Here is a 16,758-nt window from a genome sequence, read left to right on the forward strand (position 1 = left end):
TGGGCCGTTTCCAGCCTTTCTGGGAGGAAAACATGGGTGCGCCGCAAGACCGGATACACGCAGATCGTATCCATTCCGAGATTGAGACGGGAGGAGCCGCCCGCTCAGCGCTGGTTGCTTCATGGCGCCGTTCTGCACGTCTTTATGGACTGGATCCCGCAGAAACAGGCTCTGTTCAAACGCTCTCTGATCATGAACTGCGAACCGCCCGCCAGCGTATGGAACGGGTGGTTAGCATTGCACAAGCCAGCATGGATCGCCTCTATATGGCGGTTGGGGGTGTTGGTTGTTGCGTGCTTTTGGCCGACAGCGAAGGCGTACCAGTCGAGCGTCGGGGGGCAGCAGGTGATGACGACACGTTTTACGATTGGGGTCTGTGGACGGGTGCCGTATGGAGCGAAGCGGTTGAAGGCACCAATGGCATCGGCACCTGCATTGCCGAGCAACGTGCGCTGACCATCCATCGCGACCAGCATTTTCATACACGCAATATTGGGCTTTCCTGCACGGTCGCGCCCATTCATGACCATCAGGGCCGCTTGATGGCGGCACTCGATGTATCGTCTTGCCGAAGCGATCTGACCGAGGCCTTTGTACAGCTGATTTCGGTCGCGGTGATTGATGCCGCGCGCCGCATTGAGGCTGAGAATTTCCGGCAGGCATTTCCTGATGCGCGTATCGTATTGGCACCAAGTGCCGACCGTACCGGCGGAGCGCTGATTGCTGTCGACAAGGACGACCTTGTGATCGGTGCCACGCGTGCCGCACGCCTTTCGCTCGATCTGACTGATGAAGCACTTCTGACAGCCTTGCCTGCGGCTGATCTTCTCGGCTGGAACGCTGATCCGCGTGAGGATATGGCGGAGTCCGAGAGAGGCGTTATTCTGCGCGCCATTGCGCGCGTGGACGGCAATGTTTCGTCCGCTGCCAAGCTGCTGGGCATCAGCCGGGCCACGCTCCACCGCAAGCTCAACCGCCTCAAGATCATCCGGCCTAATTAAATATATCTCCCGAATTAGGGGCTAATTTTTGGGAAAAGACACGCGCTGCAAGCGGGCTTAAACTGGGTGGTGCGATAAAATCTGAATTCGGTTTTGCAAACTGTCTCATTATTGAGACACATTGATACTGCATACTATCAAGCGCTGGATGACTCCTCCCAAGAGCCGCGCCAAATTATGTTTGAAACGCCGTAGGAGCGGCGTTGTCTTTGGGAGGAATGTCATGAACAAAGTTGAATTTCATCGCTCCGTAAAGCCGGAGTTTGCCAAACGTTATGGCAATTTCATTGGCGGCAAATGGGTTGAACCCAAGTCTGGCCGCTATTTCGACAACACATCGCCGGTCAATGGTCAGGTGCTTTGCGAAGTCGCGCGTTCCGATGCGGCCGATGTCGATGCAGCACTTGATGCAGCCCATGCAGCGAAAGAAGCATGGGGCAAAACCAGCCCGGCAGAACGCGCTGTGATCCTCAACAAGATCGCAGACCGCATTGAAGAAAACCTGCCAAAGCTTGCTGCTGCTGAAACATGGGACAATGGCAAGCCAATCCGCGAAACAACTCATGCCGACCTGCCGCTGGCAATCGACCATTTCCGCTACTTTGCGGGCGCAATCCGCGCGCAGGAAGGTGGCATTTCCGAAATCGATCACGACACGGTTGCCTATCACTTCCACGAGCCACTTGGCGTTGTTGGCCAGATCATCCCTTGGAACTTCCCGCTGCTGATGGCTGTGTGGAAGCTGGCACCAGCACTTACCGCTGGTAACTGCGTGGTGCTGAAGCCTGCAGAACAGACACCTGCTTCCATTCTTGTTCTGATGGAAGTGATTGGCGATCTTTTGCCAGCAGGCGTCATCAACGTGGTCAATGGCTTTGGTCTTGAAGCAGGCAAGCCGCTGGCATCGAGCCCGCGCATTGCCAAGATCGCCTTTACCGGTGAAACGACGACGGGTCGTCTCATCATGCAATATGCCAGCCAGAACCTTATTCCAGTCACGCTGGAACTGGGCGGCAAGTCGCCAAATATCTTCTTCTCCGATGTGACGGCCGAAGATGACGATTTCTTCGACAAGGCTATCGAAGGCTTCGTCATGTTTGCGCTTAATCAGGGCGAAGTCTGTACCTGCCCGAGCCGTGCACTGGTCCATGAAAAGATCTACGACAAGTTCATGGAACGCGCATTGAAACGCGTTGAGGCTATCGTTCAGGGCGATCCGCTTGATCCGGCAACCATGATCGGTGCGCAGGCATCCAGCGAGCAGCTCGAAAAAATTCTGAGCTATATCGACATCGGCAAGCAGGAAGGCGCGGAAGTGCTGACGGGCGGTGGGCGCAATGAGCTGGCCGGTGATCTGGCAGGCGGCTATTACGTCAAGCCGACTGTGTTCAAGGGCACCAACAAGATGCGGATTTTCCAGGAGGAAATCTTTGGTCCTGTTGTTTCGGTTACGACGTTTAAGGACGATGCCGAAGCGCTCTCGATTGCCAATGACACGCTTTATGGTCTGGGTGCCGGTGTGTGGACGCGTGACGGCACGCGCGCCTACCGCTTCGGTCGCGCCATTCAGGCCGGTCGTGTCTGGACCAATTGCTACCACGCCTATCCGGCCCATGCGGCGTTCGGTGGCTATAAGCAGTCGGGTATCGGTCGTGAAAACCACCTCAAGATGCTCGACCATTACCAGCAGACCAAGAACATGCTGGTGAGCTACAGCCCGAAGAAGCTCGGCTTCTTCTAAAAAACAGGGTGGTCCGTGGCTTTCGAGCCTCGGACTGCCGCTTTCCTTGCAGTTTCATCGATACAGTACGACCTCCATCGCACTTCCGATCAGAGGTCGTTCCCCCGCTGTTTCCTCCCAGGAAAGGGTCGGGTCGGCAGGACTTCGCGCCTGCCAATCCGGCCCATTACAGCGCATCCCAAAAAGTGCGAAGCGGTTTTTGGGTAAGATGCGCGCAGGAAAAGTGCCGCATCCCAAAAAGTGTGCGAAGCGGTTTTTGGGCTAGATGCGCGTAAAACAGAAGGATGTTTTCGTAATGGCTAAAACAATGAAGGCTGCCGTGGTTCGCGAATTCGGCAAACCACTGACCATCGACGAAGTGCCGATTCCGGTGCCGGGTGATGGCCAGATTCAGGTAGCAATTCAGGCTTCTGGTGTATGTCACACCGATCTCCACGCCGCCGAAGGCGACTGGCCGGTAAAACCCAATCCTCCATTCATCCCGGGTCACGAAGGCGTCGGTTTCGTTTCGGCAGTCGGTCGCGGCGTCAAGCATGTGAAAGAAGGTGACCGCGTTGGGATTCCTTGGCTCTACACGGCTTGTGGTCATTGCGTGCATTGCCTTGGTGGTTGGGAAACGCTTTGCGAAGAGCAGCAGAACACCGGCTATTCGGTGAATGGCGGCTTTGCCGATTTTGTTGTGGCCGATCCGAATTTCGTTGGCCATCTGCCAAAGAACATCGAGTTCAATGAAATTGCGCCCGTCCTTTGCGCAGGTGTGACGGTCTATAAGGGGCTTAAGGTCACGGACACTAAACCAGGTGACTGGGTGGTGATTTCCGGCATTGGTGGCCTCGGTCATATGGCTGTGCAATATGCCAAGGCCATGGGGCTGAATGTTGCTGCCGTCGATATTGACGACAAGAAACTCGATCTCGCACGCAAGCTTGGTGCGACAGTCACGGTCAATGCCAAGACGCATAATGATCCGGCAGCCTATATCAAGAAGGAAACTGACGGTGGCGCACAGGGTGTGCTTGTGACTGCTGTCTCGCCCAAAGCTTTTGAGCAGGCGATCGGCATGGCAGCACGCGGCGGGACGATTGCGCTGAACGGTCTTCCGGCTGGCGAGTTTCCGCTGTCGATCTTCAACATGGTGCTGAACGGCGTGACCGTGCGCGGTTCGATTGTCGGTACGCGTCTTGATCTGCAGGAGTCTCTTGATTTTGCAGCGGACGGTAAAGTTAAAGCAACGATCCGCACCGACAAGATCGACAATATCAATGCCATCTTTGACGAAATGCGTGCAGGCCAGATCGAAGGCCGTGTCGTGATGGACCTGACGCAGTAATCGGTCCATACTATTATTAGAGCCGCCGTAGTGATGCGGCGGCTGTTGCGATGGGAGGAGGAACCATGCCGCAAGTCGCTCAACAAGAGCAGGTTACTGCTACCGATGCAGCGCTGGAGCTGATCGCAGAATTGCAGGACGAGTACGGCCCGATCATGTTTCACCAGTCTGGCGGCTGCTGTGATGGCTCATCGCCGATGTGCTATCCGCAGGGAGATCTGCTGCTTTCGGATGCGGATGTGAAGCTGGGTGAAATCGGCGGTGCACCGTTCTATATCAGCGGTTCTCAGTATGAGGCCTGGAAACATACCGAACTCATCATCGATGTCGTGCCGGGGCGCGGCGGCATGTTCTCGCTCGATAATGGCCGCGAGAAGCGCTTTCTCACCCGTTCCAAGATATGTTCTATTTGAAGCATGTTACCCAAAAGTGGATGTCGGTTTTGGGGATAAAGATAAGCGTAAGAACAATAGCTAAAGCACATCGCGCTTTAGAGCTTTGCGCTTTAGAGCAAAGCAGCTAGTAAATTATGCATATCACTGGGGAGAGAGTGCATAACGGCCATGGCCGCATCCAATAAGAGAGCGACGATCCATGATGTGGCGCGTCTGGCAGGCGTGTCGATCAAGACGGTTTCACGCGTTTACAATGACGAGCCCAATGTCCGCGATACGATCCGTGAGCGGGTGAAAGAGGCAGGTGCTGAATTACGCTATCGCCCTAATGCCGCGGCGCGCAATCTGGTCGAGCGCCGCTCGCATCTCATCGGATTATTCTTTGAAAATCCAAGCCACAGCTACGTCACGGAATTGCAGGTCGGGGCGCTGGATCGTCTGCGCGGCACGCGTTATCGACTGCTGATATTTCCAGTCGAGAACCGTGCGGATATTCGCGGATCGCTGATCGAAACGGCCCATGCTTCCGGCCTTGATGGCATTATCGTAACACCGCCCATGTCGGATGATCCCGAGATTCTGCAGGAGCTGATTGCGTCAGCCATGCCTTTTGCGCGTGTGGCGGGTGATTTCAATGTGCATCCGACTGACAGCGTTGCCATCGACGATGAGGCGGCCACGCTCGATCTGATGAAGTATCTGCTCGATATGGGGCATCGCCGGATTGCGATTGTGATTGGCGATCTGACCCACCGCTCGGCGCAGCAGCGCTTGGCAGGCTATCGCCGTATGCTTGATGAAGCGGGGATTGATCACAATCCCGATTATGAATTTGAAGGCGGCTTCAGCTTTTCAAGCGGTCTGGCTGCAGGCAGAAAACTGCTATCGCTGCAAAACAGGCCGACTGCCATTTTTGCGTCGAATGACGACATGGCGGCTGCTGTTCTGCAGATTGCCTATGATTACAAGATTGATGTGCCGGCCGAACTAACGGTTGTTGGCTTCGATGACAGTGCGATTGCCAGCATGGTGTCGCCGCAGATTACGACGGTGCGTCAGCCAATCCGCGAAATGACGCGTGATGCCGTGGATATGCTGCTCCACCAGATTGATACCAACAACACATCGCCGTCGCGCCATATCGAATATAAGCTGATTATCCGCCAATCTTCGGGCAAGGTGGCGGAATAAAGCATGTCTCCCAAAAGCGGGAACCCTGTTTTGAGTTAAAGACACGGGTAAAAACATGAGTTTATAGCATTTCCAGCAAAAGTGCGAAGCGGTTTTGCGTCGGATAATGCGTAAAAACAAGCAGTTACAGCGGTTCCAACGATTCATTCTTAACTGGAACCGCTGTAAAACGGGGCCGGTATTTCCGGCCCCGCTTCATTTCTTAAGATGGAAGAACGTCTTCCAGTCCCTTGGTCAGTTCCAACGCCTGACGTTCAAACATGCGGCGATAGATGCCGCCCGGTTTGCGGATGAGCGCATCGTGATCACCTTCTTCAAGGATTTTGCCCTTGTCGAAGACCAGCAAGCGGTCAAGCGCGCGAACTGTCGAAAGCCGGTGTGCGATGACAAGCGTTGTACGACCGATCATCAGCCGTTCCATCGCCTGCTGGATCAGCACTTCCGATTCTGAATCAAGGCTCGATGTTGCCTCGTCCAGAATGAGGATTGGCGCATCTGCCAGAAATGCCCGGGCAATCGCCACACGCTGACGTTCACCACCCGAAAGCTTCACACCGCGTTCACCAACGAGCGTTGCATAACCTTTTGGCAGACGCATGATGAAGTCATGCGCACTGGCAAGCATGGCTGCATGCTCGATCTCTGCCTGTGTCGCGCCGGGGCGAGCATAGGCGATGTTTTCGGCCAGCGTCCGGTGAAACAGGATTGGTTCCTGCTGCACGATAGCAATCTGCGATCTGAGCGAAGCCTGTGTGACTTCGGCAATGTTCTGTCCATCAATCTTGATGGCGCCGCCACTCACATCGTAGAGACGCTGGATGAGCTTGATGAAAGTCGTCTTGCCCGAACCCGAATGACCGACCAGACCAACCCGTTCACCGGCTTCAATCCTGACCGAGAAGTCGCGATAGAGAGCCGTGTCGTGACTGCCATAATGGAAGGTGACGTTCTCAAACGTGATCTCGCCATTTCCGATCTTGATCGCGTTCGCACCCGGCCTGTCGGCAATGCCGTAAGGCTCGGCCTCGATCTGAACCAGCTCCTCCATATCGTTGACCGAACGCTGCAGGTTGCGGATATGCATACCCACATCACGCAGATAGCCCTGCAACATGAAGAAAGCCGTCAGAACGAAGGTGATATCACCCGCCGTTGCCTTGCCCTGGCTCCAGAGATAGAGCGCAAAAGCAATGACAACGCCACGCATCACCAGCAGGTTTACACCCTGAATGAAGCCGTTCAGCGTGCCGATCAGCCATGTGCGGCGTGTCCGCGAGCGCCACTTGGTGACGACCTTGGCAAGACGCCCATCTTCCCGACCTTCCGCACCGAAAGCCTTGACAACAGCGTTGCACGAAATGGCATCGGCCAAAGCGCCGCCCATACGTGTGTCCCAGCTGTTGGCAAGCGTTGCAGCAGGCGCAACAAAGCCCAGCGAAATCACAATCGTACAGACGATGAAAAGCACCGAGCCGATTGCAACCAGCAGGCCCATCATCGGCCAGTACCATGCGAGAAGTGCTACCGAGCCGAACAGCATGAGGATAGACGGCAATAACGCAATCAGCAGCGTGTCATTGAGCAGGTCAAGCGCCCACATGCCGCGCGAAACCTTACGCACGGTCGATCCGGCAAAAGCATTTGCATGCCAGTCGGTCGAAAACCGCTGTAGCTTGCGAAACGAACTGGCTGCCATGTCGCTCATGATCTTCAGCGTGAAGTCGGTGATGACATAGAAGGTCAGCTGACGCGTGATCAGCGCCAGTGCGCCCAGCGCAAGCAGGATAATCAGCGCGTGAATGGCAGCATCCCATGCCCCATCCTGACCGATCGAAAGCGCATCGACCAGCCGCCCTGAATAGAGTGGTGTGAGGACGTCTGCGGCCGTTGCAAGCAGCATGCTGATAATAATCAGCGTCAGCCGCAGAGGCTGACTTCGCCAGTGGCTGAAGGTGTAGCCGAGGACATTGCGGAAAGCAGGTCCCCGGAAATTGATACGAAACCGAGTCATATGAATAATACCAGGCCGCGCGAAGACGGATTCTGGTTCCTTTAAAATCATTTTCATTAAAAGCACGAAGCGGTTTTGCGTCGAACGATGTTTGAAAACGAAGACAAAACAAACAGCTGCTGAGAGCTGCGGCAAATTTGGAAGTTGTTAGGAATATGCCCTTTTAGGGAGGGCGATCAGGCCTTAGCCTGCAACACGGGCCAAAGACCTAAAGCTTGGATGCGCCCGCGTTAACACCGGGCACCGACGGAAATGGATAGACACGCATCTCATACCTCTTGCCAGTGTTTCAGATGGCTGCACAATAAATGAGCAAATCTATTTGCCAAGTGGCAAAATGCAGAAGTTTTATTTCAATCTATTGAGTGTGGCAAAAATGCTGCCTTACAGCTTTCGAGGCCATGCGGCGAGCTTGCGCGAAAAATGCGAGATGGTTGCGTGTAAGATCATGGTGAAAGCGGCCAGCACAAACAAGCTTGCGAACATCAGATCGACCTTGGCGCGACCATTGGCGAGCAGCATCAGATAACCAAGACCTTTTGATGCTCCGACCCATTCGCCCACTACAGCCCCAATTGGTGCATAGACGGCAGCAAGACTTAACCCCGAAGCAAGCGACGGGAAAGCTGCGGGAATGCGCACACGAAACAGAATTTGCATTGGCTTGGCGCCAAGGTTTTCGGCGGCATTAATCAGCGTCTGATCCGTCCGTTGCATTCCATCCAGAAAGGTTGAGACGACCGGAAAGAAGATCATCAGAATAGTGACGGCAATTTTCGATGCCGGTCCATAGCCGAGCCAGAGTGTTAAGATTGGAGCGAGCGCAAATATCGGGATCGCCTGAGAAAACACCATCACCGGCATAACAAGCCGTTGTGCAAGCGGCGACATCATCAGCCCTATCGCTGTGAGAACGCCAATGGCAGAGCCGAGAAACAGCCCGCCTAGCACTTCGCCAAATGTCACGACTGCATTATCGGCGATCAACTGTACATTGGTGATGAGCGATTGCACGACGTCGAGCGGACCGGGCAGGATGAAGCGCGGCATCTGCCAGATGCTCACCACAGCCTGCCAAAGTGCCAGCACAGCAAACGCCGACAGAAACCCGTCGGCGATGCGTTTTTTGCGTGAGCGAGGAGCGAGACTCGTCATGCTCCCTTAAGACCCATACTCCAGAAACCTGCTTCAAGCCTGCTTGCGGTCGCAAATATCTGGCAGAGCTTTGGCCAGCGTGGGCTGTTTTCGAAATCCGTACCGATGCGGTCTTTTGCAGCTTGATCAAAAAGCTTGCCAACGGTGTGGCACATCACCTGATACTCAGCGCCCGCATAGGTGTCGATCCACTCTTGATAGGGTGTGCCGGTATGGGCAGTGGCTGCGAGATTGACCCCGATTTCGCCATAGCCATGCGCGCAGGGAACCAGTGCGGTCAGCAGGTCGAGGAAATCGCCTGCCTGCCCGCAATCGAGTACATAACGCGTATAGGCGAGGTTTTCCGGCTCTTCTTTTGTGTTGTAAAGATCGTCTTCGGTTATGCCTTCGCGTGCGCAGATTCCGACATGCAGCGGCAGTTCTGTGACCGCCAGCCCATGCATAATCTCGGCGCAAAGTCGCGTTTCCTGCAAGCTGCCTGCCTTCACGACACCCAGCGCAAAGGCGCGGGCATAGTGATGCAGATAGACGTAGTCCTGCCTGAGATAATGCAGGAATGCCGATTTCGGCAGCGTGCCATCGCCAAGCCCGCGGACAAATTCATGATCGATATAGGGGGTCCAGTCATCAAGCGTTGCGGCACGCAGGCGGGTGAACAATTCAGATGAATAAAGCGTGTCACTCATGACTTGTCACCTCCCGCGTTGACGTCGATTGCAAATCTCTCGACAGGCAAGTTCGAAGGCACGAGACCGTTATCTTTGAGATAGGTTTCGTAGCGGCTCCAGCGTCCGTAATCGAGACTGGCAGGTGAGCGCGAGAAACGGGCGACCGTGTCTTTCCAGGCGCGCTGGTTCAGCTCGTCTTTGAGTTCAGAACTATAAGACGCGAACAGATCGTAGCTTTGCTCTGGATGATTGACGATATATTGCGCGGCTTTTTCAGTGGCTGCTAGAAAGCGCGAAATCCGTTCTTTTTCGTTCGCATCCAGCTTGTTTGAGTTGGCGACATAAACCAGCTCGTCATAGACCGGCACGCCTTCCTCCTCGACGAAGAAGCATTTGCCCACAACTCCTTCAACCGCCATCTGGTTGAGTTCAACATTGCGATAGGCACCCATCACCGCATCAACCTGTTTCGACATCAGCGATGGCGCGAGCGAGAAGTTCACATTGATGAGTTCGACATCTGAAAGCTTTATGTCGTGGTTTTTGAGAATGGTGCCAAGCACCGTTTCTTCAACACCAGCGACAGAAAAGCCGATCTTCTTGCCTTTGAGATCGGCAATTGAATTGACCGAACCATCGTCACGCACCATCAGGCAGTTGAGCGGGGAATCGACCAGAGTGCCGACGCGGATCAGCGGAATATCGGCATGAACATCGAGATGCACCTGCTGCTGATAAGAAATTGCCAGATCAGCCTGTCCAGCCGCAACCATTTTGGGTGGCACGGAAGCATCCGCAGGGGCGATGATTTCCACATCAAGACCCGCATCCTTGAAGTAACCGAGCTTGTCGGCCACGATGATCGGCCCATGATCCGGGTTCACATACCAGTCGAGTATGAGTTTGAATTTATCGTTCGCCTGAGCTGCCTGAGCTGCCTGAGCTGACATCAGGGCGAACGAAGCCGTGGCGCTGAAAAGCGCAGCAAAAATCAGTTTTTTCAATGTTTCCTCCGGTTAGAGCGCATCCCGAAAAGTGTGAAGCGGTTTTCGGACCAGATGCGCGTTAAAGCGAATATTAGGTCTACTTTACATAGGGGCGTGTAACTTCGATCCATTGCCGCACGCGGGCTTCCGGATCAGGGTTGAGAGTGATGTCGGTGACGACGGATACAATGTCAGCTCCGGCTTTAAAGACGCCGGGCGCGCGCTCCACATTCATGCCGCCAATGCCAACAAGCGGAATATCGCCAAGTGTGGCTTTCCATTGGCTGACGCGGTCCAGTCCCTGTTCATGCCATTTCATCTTTTTGAGAATGGTCGGATAGACAGGGCCGAGCGCGATATAGGCTGGCTTTAGCGCTAATGCGCGATCAAGTTCAGCCTCGTCATGGCTGGATACACCGAGCTTCACACCGCTCTCGCGGATTGCATCGAGATCGGCATCATCAAGATCTTCCTGACCGAGATGTATGAAGTCGCAGCCTTCCTCAATCGCCAGTTTCCAGTAGTCATTGACGATGAGCTGGCAATCATATCGCGCGCAAATTTCGCGGGCTGCACGAATTTCTGCGCGCAGTTCAGCGTCGTTCTTATCCTTGATGCGCAGCTGCACGAGTTTGATGCCAAGCGGCACCATGCGCTCACACCAGCTGGCGCTGTCAAAGATCGGGTAGAACGGATCAAGGGCCATTACAAAAATGCCTTTCCGAGTAATGGAGTGGAGGGGGCAGCCATGTCGCGGGCTTCAATCGGATCGGCTTCGTAAGCGATCCGACCAGCCTCAACAGCGAGCGCAAAAGCGCGGGCGATAGCGGCTGGATCACCTGCTTTGGCAACGGCGGTGTTGATTAGCACGGCATCAAAGCCAAGTTCCATGGCGGTTGCAGCGTGCGATGGCACGCCAATACCGGCATCCACGACCAGTGGAATATCGGGGAAATGCGCACGCATGGTTTTAAGCGCATAAGGATTGTTGAGGCCGCGACCTGAACCAATCGGCGCGCCCCATGGCATCAACACCTTGCAGCCTGCCTCAATCAGTTTCTCCGCAACCACAAGATCGTCATTCATATAGGGAAAGACCTCAAAGCCTTCATCGCAGAGAATACGGGCTGCTTCGACCAGCCCGAAAGGATCAGGCTGCAAGGTGTCGTGATCGCCAATGACTTCAAGCTTGATCCAATTGGTGCCGAAAACGTCACGCGCCATTTTTGCCGTGGTCACAGCTTCGCGTGCGGTATGGCACCCGGCAGTATTGGGCAGAACCGAAACACCCAGATCCTTGATGAGTGTCCAGAAATCTTGACCGGCACGCATATTCCCGCTCTCGCGCCGCAGCGAAACCGTCACGATTTCCGACTGTGATGAGCGGACGCTGTCAGCGAGAATAGAGGGTGATGGATATTGTGCCGTTCCCAATAGCAGGCGGCTTTCAAATGTTTTTCCGTAAAATTCCAGCATCTTAGCCTCCCTGCATCGGTGCGAGCACTTCGATACGATCGCCTTCGCCGATCAGCGTTTCCTCGCGTTCATCGCCTGCAATGAATTCGCCATTGAGCGCGGTTGCGACCACCGCTTCATCAAGTTCGATTTCTGCAAGCAGAGCGAAAAGATTGGCGCTTTTGGTCTCAAAGACCTCGCCATTTAAAACGATGGTCATGCCAGGTTCTCCAGAAGTTCAGGCTGTTGTTCGGTCTCGGTTGCTGCCGCAACCGCCATGCGTGCAACCGCAGGCGAGAGCAGAAAGCCGTGCCGGTAAAGCCCGTTGACATAGATGGTCTGGCCGCGCTTGCGCACACGCGGCAGATTGTCGGGGAAGGCGGGGCGGGCATCGACGCCGGTTTCCAGAATTTCCGCCTCGCCAAATGCCGGATGCAGCGCATAGGCGGCGCTTAACATTTCCAGCGTCGAGCGAACGCTGATGCCGCCTCTCTCATCGCTTTCGATCATGGTTGCGCCGATCATATGAATGCCGTCACCGCGCGGCACGATGTAGAGCGGAATGCGCGGATGCAGCAGACGCACAGGGCGCGAAAGATTGATGTCGCGGGAGCGAACCACCAGCATTTCGCCCTTCACGCCGCGCAGATCCTGCAATTGATCGCGTGCTGCCAGACCGCGCGCATCGACGGTGATATCGGTGTCTATTTTTAAATCTTTCGCATCTTGCCCGAGATGAAAGACGACGCCTTTCTTTTGCAGGTTTTCGGCAAGTTCGATCAGTGTATTGCGTGGATTGAGGTGGCCTTCCTCAGTAAAAAAAAGCCCCTGCCGGAAACGGCCTGCAAGGTCCGGCTCCAGTGCATCAATCTGTTCGGAATCAATTGTGTCGAAGGCTTGCGTGCGACGGGCGAAGCGGCGCAGTTCAGTCGTATCGCGTGTGTGGGAAATGACGAGCGTGCCCTTGCGGTGGACCGTCGAAACATGTCGTTCCCACCAGCCAATCGCTTCTTGCCCCAGCCTTACGACGGGTTCTTCCGCACTCTCGCCTTCGCACCACGGGGCCAGCATTCCGCCTGCAAACCACGAACAGCTGTCGGAGCCGATTGCGGTGCTTTTGGCAATGACAGTGACGGCGTGGCCCTGGTCACTAAATTCTGCAGCGCAGGCAAGGCCTGCAACACCTGCGCCGATGATAGTGACGCGCATTATGCAATCTCCCACAAAGCGTGGAAATGATGCACGGGGCCGTGCCCGCTTCCGACCTGCAACGTGTTAGCGGACCGGATGGCCGCTTGCAGATAGCTGTGCGCTTCACGAAGGGATTGTTCCATCGAAAGCCCCTTGCCGAGACCCGCTGCAATTGCTGACGAAAGCGTGCAGCCAGTCCCATGGGTGTTCTGCGTGTAGATACGCGGCGCTTCCAGCTGGATCATCGGCAGATTGGCACGGATGAGAAGGTCGGTGCAGATGTCGCCCTCAGCGTGCCCGCCTTTCATCAGGACAGCCTTCGCGCCGAGCTTGAGCAAAGCGCGCCCCTGTGCTTCCGCCTCATCATCATTACGCGCAATGGCACAATCGAGCAGGCAAGCTGCTTCCGGCCGGTTTGGCGTCAGAACGCCGGCAAGCGGGATCAGTTTTTCGCGCAATGTCGAGATTGCGGCTTCGCTTAAAAGCCTGTCGCCGGATTTCGCCACCATCACCGGATCAAGAACCACCGGGCCAGAGAAATGCCTAAGGCCTTTGGCGATTGCCTGAATGGTTTCCGGCACCGACACCATGCCGATCTTGACCGAAGCCACATTGAGATCGCTGAAGACTGCATCAATCTGTGCCGCAACGATTTCAGCCGGAACATCGTGGACTGCTGTGACCGTTAATGTGTTCTGAGCGGTGATCGCTGTAATGACGCTTGCGCCATAGACATTGAGTGCTGAAAAGGTCTTTAAATCGGCCTGAATGCCAGCACCGCCGCCGCTGTCGGAGCCAGCAATAGTCACGCAAATAGGCACGGATGCACCATTGCTGTTGCTTGCTTTTGTTCGGGAGAGGCTTTGTCTTAAGTCCATCATGTCGTCTCTCATTCCGAACGGAAAATTGAGACGTCATGAACGGGTTTTGGGGCTTTGCCCCACGGAGGATGAAATCCTCCTTGTTCGCGACGCGCCAAACTCCGTTCCCTACGCAGGTATTACCCGGATCAGGTTCAATGGGTTAACGCGGTCAGCGTCTCTCAGCCTTTTGTGTCGCAAGGTCGGATGGAAAACCGTTTAGCGCTTTTCCTGATCTTGCTTCGAAGGCACCCCAACGAATTTTGTGTCTTAGGCATAGGCCGGAACAGCAGGCCGGTCAAGAGACTGTAAAACGACAAATTGCAGGCGCTAAATTAGGGATTTTGATAATTTGTATATAATTTGTTAAAATTCTAGACTGTAAGCTATCCACCGGATTGCATCGTCCTGCTACAGACAGTTTGATCTGATTCTCCGGGTTAACTCTCGCATGAGAGCGGAAAACATCCAGTCAGGATTTGTCTGATGAGGGACCAATGATGAGGAAGCGGGAAGCCGGTGAGGCTCACTCGGGTGATGCGATGGTGCGCACATCCGACGAGGATTTCCGCATTCTTTTTACAACTCATCCGACACCCATGTGGGTCTATGATCCTGAAACGCTAGCATTCATTGTCATGAATGAAGCGGCCCATGCGCTTTACGGCTATTCTGCAGACGAAATCCCCGGCATGACAGTGCTTGATATCCGTCCGCAGACCGAGCGGGAGCGGATGTTTGCAGCCGTGCGCGACAGGAGCGATCTGGAGCGTCCCGAACGCTGGCAGCATCTCAAAGCCAACGGCGAAACCATCGAGGTTCTCACTTACGGACGCCAGGTCGTCTTCGACGGCAAGCAGGTCATTCTGGCAATCGTTCAAGACATGACCGAACTGGCAGAGGCGACCCGGCAGGCAAGTCATGTGCAGTCTCTGCTTGATGGACTGGTCAACAACATGCCGCTTGGTGTTTTCGTCAAGGATATGCAGGACGAAGGCCGATATGTTCTCTACAATCAGGCAGCGTCCACGATCAGCGGTCACAATGTCGACCATGTAGTTGGCTCGATCGATGCCGAAATTTTCCCAAGCGAGGAAGCAAAGCTTCTGACGCAGCAGGATCGGCTGGCAATGCGCCGCGGCGATGTGTTGACGATTGAGCGGGATATTCGTTGCGCTGACGGCACACCGCGCCGGATGCGGATCATCAAACGTCCCATTCCACCTGTTGAAGGCGATAAATCGCGTTACCTGATCGGGCTTGTCGAAGATATTACTGAGCGACGCGAGACTGAACAGCGCATGACGCATATCGCCATGCACGACAGTCTGACGGATCTGCCGAACCGTGCCTATTTCTCGCAATATATTGAAAATATTCTGAAAAAGGGCGACAGTGCTCCGGCGTTTGCGCTGTTCTATCTCGACATCGACCACTTCAAGACCATTAATGACAGCAGGGGGCACCAGATAGGTGATCTGCTGCTCAATCAGGTGGCGACGCGTCTTAAGAACATCACGACTTGCGATCAGTTTCTCGCGCGACTTGGTGGCGATGAGTTTGCCATCATCTATCGCAGCGATGCGATTTCGCAGATTGCCATGTTTGCGGACCGCCTTCTTTCAGCCTTTCAGGACCCGTTTGATCTCGGTGATACAACGGAATTCGTGTCTTGCAGTCTTGGCATCGCTCAGGCGCCTCTGCATGGTGAAGATACCGACGTGCTGATGCGCAATGCTGATTTGGCGCTTTATGCCGCCAAGGCGGATGGTCGGCGAACGTTCCGCTTCTACCAACATTCGCTGCGACTGGCTGTTGAGAAACGCCATGCGATGACAACTGATCTGCGGGTGGCCTTGGCCGCGAAGCAGTTCGAGCTGCATTACCAACCGATCTTCAATCTGGAATCAGGTCGTATATCCGGGTTTGAGGCCCTGCTGCGCTGGCGTCATCCATCCCTGGGCATGGTCTCGCCGGTTGAGTTCATTCCGATTGCAGAAGAAGCCGGGCTTATCGGCCCCATCGGCGATTGGGTGCTGAGACAGGCTTGTTGTCAGGCAGCTTCCTGGCCGGATGAGATCAAGGTTTCGGTCAATCTTTCTCCGGTGCAGTTCAATCAGACAACGCTGCTCGATTCTGTCACGGAAGCGCTTGAGGAGGCAGCCCTGTCTCCGGACCGTCTCGAACTTGAAATTACGGAATCCGTATTCCTGCAAAACAGCAAACACAATATCGAACTGCTGTTTGAGTTGCGCCGCCTGGGCGTGCGGATTGCCATGGATGATTTCGGCACTGGCTATTCATCGCTCAGCTATCTGCGCTCGTTCCCGTTCGACAAGATCAAGGTTGACCGCAGTTTTGTATCGGGCATCGAAGTCGATACCCGTGATCTTGCGATCATTCAGGCGGTCGCCACGCTGGGCGCTGGTTTCCGGATTGTAACGACTGCTGAAGGCGTGGAAACCACGCAGCAGCTTGAATGCCTGCGCAAGCAGAATTTCGGCGAGGTGCAGGGCTTCCTGATGGGGCGTCCAATGCCTGCAGCTGAGGTGCCAGAATTCATCCAGACCCGCTGCGGATCAATCCTCGCTGCAATGCAGCCGCAGAACGAAATGGCCATCTGAAAATCATTTATGAATAAGGCTTGACCTTCCAACGGTGGGAAGGGTTACTTATGATGCAACTCAGTATCTAGCCCTTTAAAAAGGGGCTGCAGCATCGGCTCAAAAATCGGCAACGATCTTCGGAAAGCACGATGCGCAGAAGAAGGGATT

General features: G+C 54.8%; 15 protein-coding genes and 1 riboswitch. Of the genes, 6 read left to right on the forward strand and 9 right to left on the reverse strand.

Annotation, left to right across the window (positions count from 1 at the left end):
- Positions 1–32: 32 nt before the first annotated feature.
- The 5 genes from CEV34_RS08380 to CEV34_RS08400 all read left to right on the forward strand — a co-directional run bounded on the left by CEV34_RS08380 (position 33) and on the right by CEV34_RS08400 (position 5,658).
- Positions 33–1,001 (forward strand): GAF domain-containing protein, encoded by a 969-nt coding sequence (locus tag CEV34_RS08380; RefSeq protein WP_007873364.1) that lies wholly within the window; start codon positions 33–35, stop codon positions 999–1,001.
- A gap of 223 nt (positions 1,002–1,224) precedes the next feature.
- On the forward strand, positions 1,225–2,742 hold the full coding sequence (gene adh / locus CEV34_RS08385; protein ID WP_007873365.1) for an aldehyde dehydrogenase: 1,518 nt from the start codon (positions 1,225–1,227) through the stop codon (positions 2,740–2,742).
- A 295-nt stretch (positions 2,743–3,037) separates the two neighbouring features.
- Positions 3,038–4,072 carry an alcohol dehydrogenase AdhP gene (gene adhP / locus CEV34_RS08390; protein WP_007873366.1) on the forward strand — a complete coding sequence of 345 codons (1,035 nt, stop codon included), beginning with the start codon at positions 3,038–3,040 and terminating at the stop codon, positions 4,070–4,072.
- 65 nt (positions 4,073–4,137) lie between these two features.
- Positions 4,138–4,485 (forward strand): DUF779 domain-containing protein, encoded by a 348-nt coding sequence (locus CEV34_RS08395; RefSeq protein WP_007873367.1) that lies wholly within the window; start codon positions 4,138–4,140, stop codon positions 4,483–4,485.
- A 150-nt stretch (positions 4,486–4,635) separates the two neighbouring features.
- Positions 4,636–5,658: a LacI family DNA-binding transcriptional regulator gene (locus CEV34_RS08400; protein ID WP_007873368.1), complete on the forward strand. Its 1,023-nt coding sequence runs from the start codon at positions 4,636–4,638 to the stop codon at positions 5,656–5,658.
- 202 nt (positions 5,659–5,860) lie between these two features.
- Here the strand turns inward: CEV34_RS08400 and CEV34_RS08405 are convergent, their stop codons facing one another.
- The 9 genes from CEV34_RS08405 to thiD all read right to left on the reverse strand — a co-directional run bounded on the left by CEV34_RS08405 (position 5,861) and on the right by thiD (position 14,002).
- Positions 5,861–7,669, reverse strand: coding sequence for an ABC transporter ATP-binding protein (locus CEV34_RS08405; protein ID WP_171379991.1), 1,809 nt, complete (start codon positions 7,667–7,669; stop codon positions 5,861–5,863).
- A 384-nt stretch (positions 7,670–8,053) separates the two neighbouring features.
- The gene (locus CEV34_RS08410; RefSeq protein ID WP_007873372.1) at positions 8,054–8,824 is read right to left on the reverse strand and encodes an ABC transporter permease; all 771 of its coding nucleotides are present in this window, start codon (positions 8,822–8,824) and stop codon (positions 8,054–8,056) included.
- Positions 8,821–9,510, reverse strand: a complete 690-nt coding sequence (tenA, locus tag CEV34_RS08415) for a thiaminase II (protein WP_007873373.1) — start codon at positions 9,508–9,510, stop codon at positions 8,821–8,823. The genes CEV34_RS08410 and tenA overlap by 4 nt, the downstream gene beginning before the upstream one ends.
- Positions 9,507–10,496: an ABC transporter substrate-binding protein gene (locus tag CEV34_RS08420; RefSeq protein ID WP_007873375.1), complete on the reverse strand. Its 990-nt coding sequence runs from the start codon at positions 10,494–10,496 to the stop codon at positions 9,507–9,509. The genes tenA and CEV34_RS08420 overlap by 4 nt, the downstream gene beginning before the upstream one ends.
- 79 nt (positions 10,497–10,575) lie before the next feature.
- A complete protein-coding gene (locus CEV34_RS08425) occupies positions 10,576–11,184 on the reverse strand; it encodes a thiamine phosphate synthase (protein ID WP_007873377.1) in 609 nt (202 codons plus the stop codon).
- Positions 11,184–11,954, reverse strand: coding sequence for a thiazole synthase (locus CEV34_RS08430; protein WP_007873379.1), 771 nt, complete (start codon positions 11,952–11,954; stop codon positions 11,184–11,186). Before CEV34_RS08430 ends, CEV34_RS08425 begins: the two co-directional genes overlap by 1 nt.
- Before the next feature lies 1 nt (position 11,955).
- Complete coding sequence (gene thiS / locus CEV34_RS08435; protein WP_007873380.1) at positions 11,956–12,153, reverse strand: sulfur carrier protein ThiS; 198 nt, start codon at positions 12,151–12,153, stop codon at positions 11,956–11,958.
- The gene (thiO, locus tag CEV34_RS08440; protein WP_007873381.1) at positions 12,150–13,142 is read right to left on the reverse strand and encodes a glycine oxidase ThiO; all 993 of its coding nucleotides are present in this window, start codon (positions 13,140–13,142) and stop codon (positions 12,150–12,152) included. The genes thiS and thiO overlap by 4 nt, the downstream gene beginning before the upstream one ends.
- Entirely contained in the window at positions 13,142–14,002 is an 861-nt protein-coding gene (thiD, locus tag CEV34_RS08445; protein ID WP_039859487.1) for a bifunctional hydroxymethylpyrimidine kinase/phosphomethylpyrimidine kinase, read from the reverse strand. The genes thiO and thiD overlap by 1 nt, the downstream gene beginning before the upstream one ends.
- Positions 14,003–14,093: 91 nt before the next feature.
- A riboswitch (TPP riboswitch) is annotated at positions 14,094–14,250 on the reverse strand.
- A gap of 234 nt (positions 14,251–14,484) precedes the next feature.
- Between thiD and CEV34_RS08450 the strand changes: the two genes are divergently transcribed.
- A complete protein-coding gene (locus tag CEV34_RS08450) occupies positions 14,485–16,608 on the forward strand; it encodes a putative bifunctional diguanylate cyclase/phosphodiesterase (protein WP_007873383.1) in 2,124 nt (707 codons plus the stop codon).
- Positions 16,609–16,758 lie beyond the last annotated feature (150 nt).

Source organism: Brucella pseudogrignonensis (genome assembly GCF_002252525.1).
Classification (GTDB): Bacteria; Pseudomonadota; Alphaproteobacteria; order Rhizobiales; family Rhizobiaceae; genus Brucella; species Brucella pseudogrignonensis.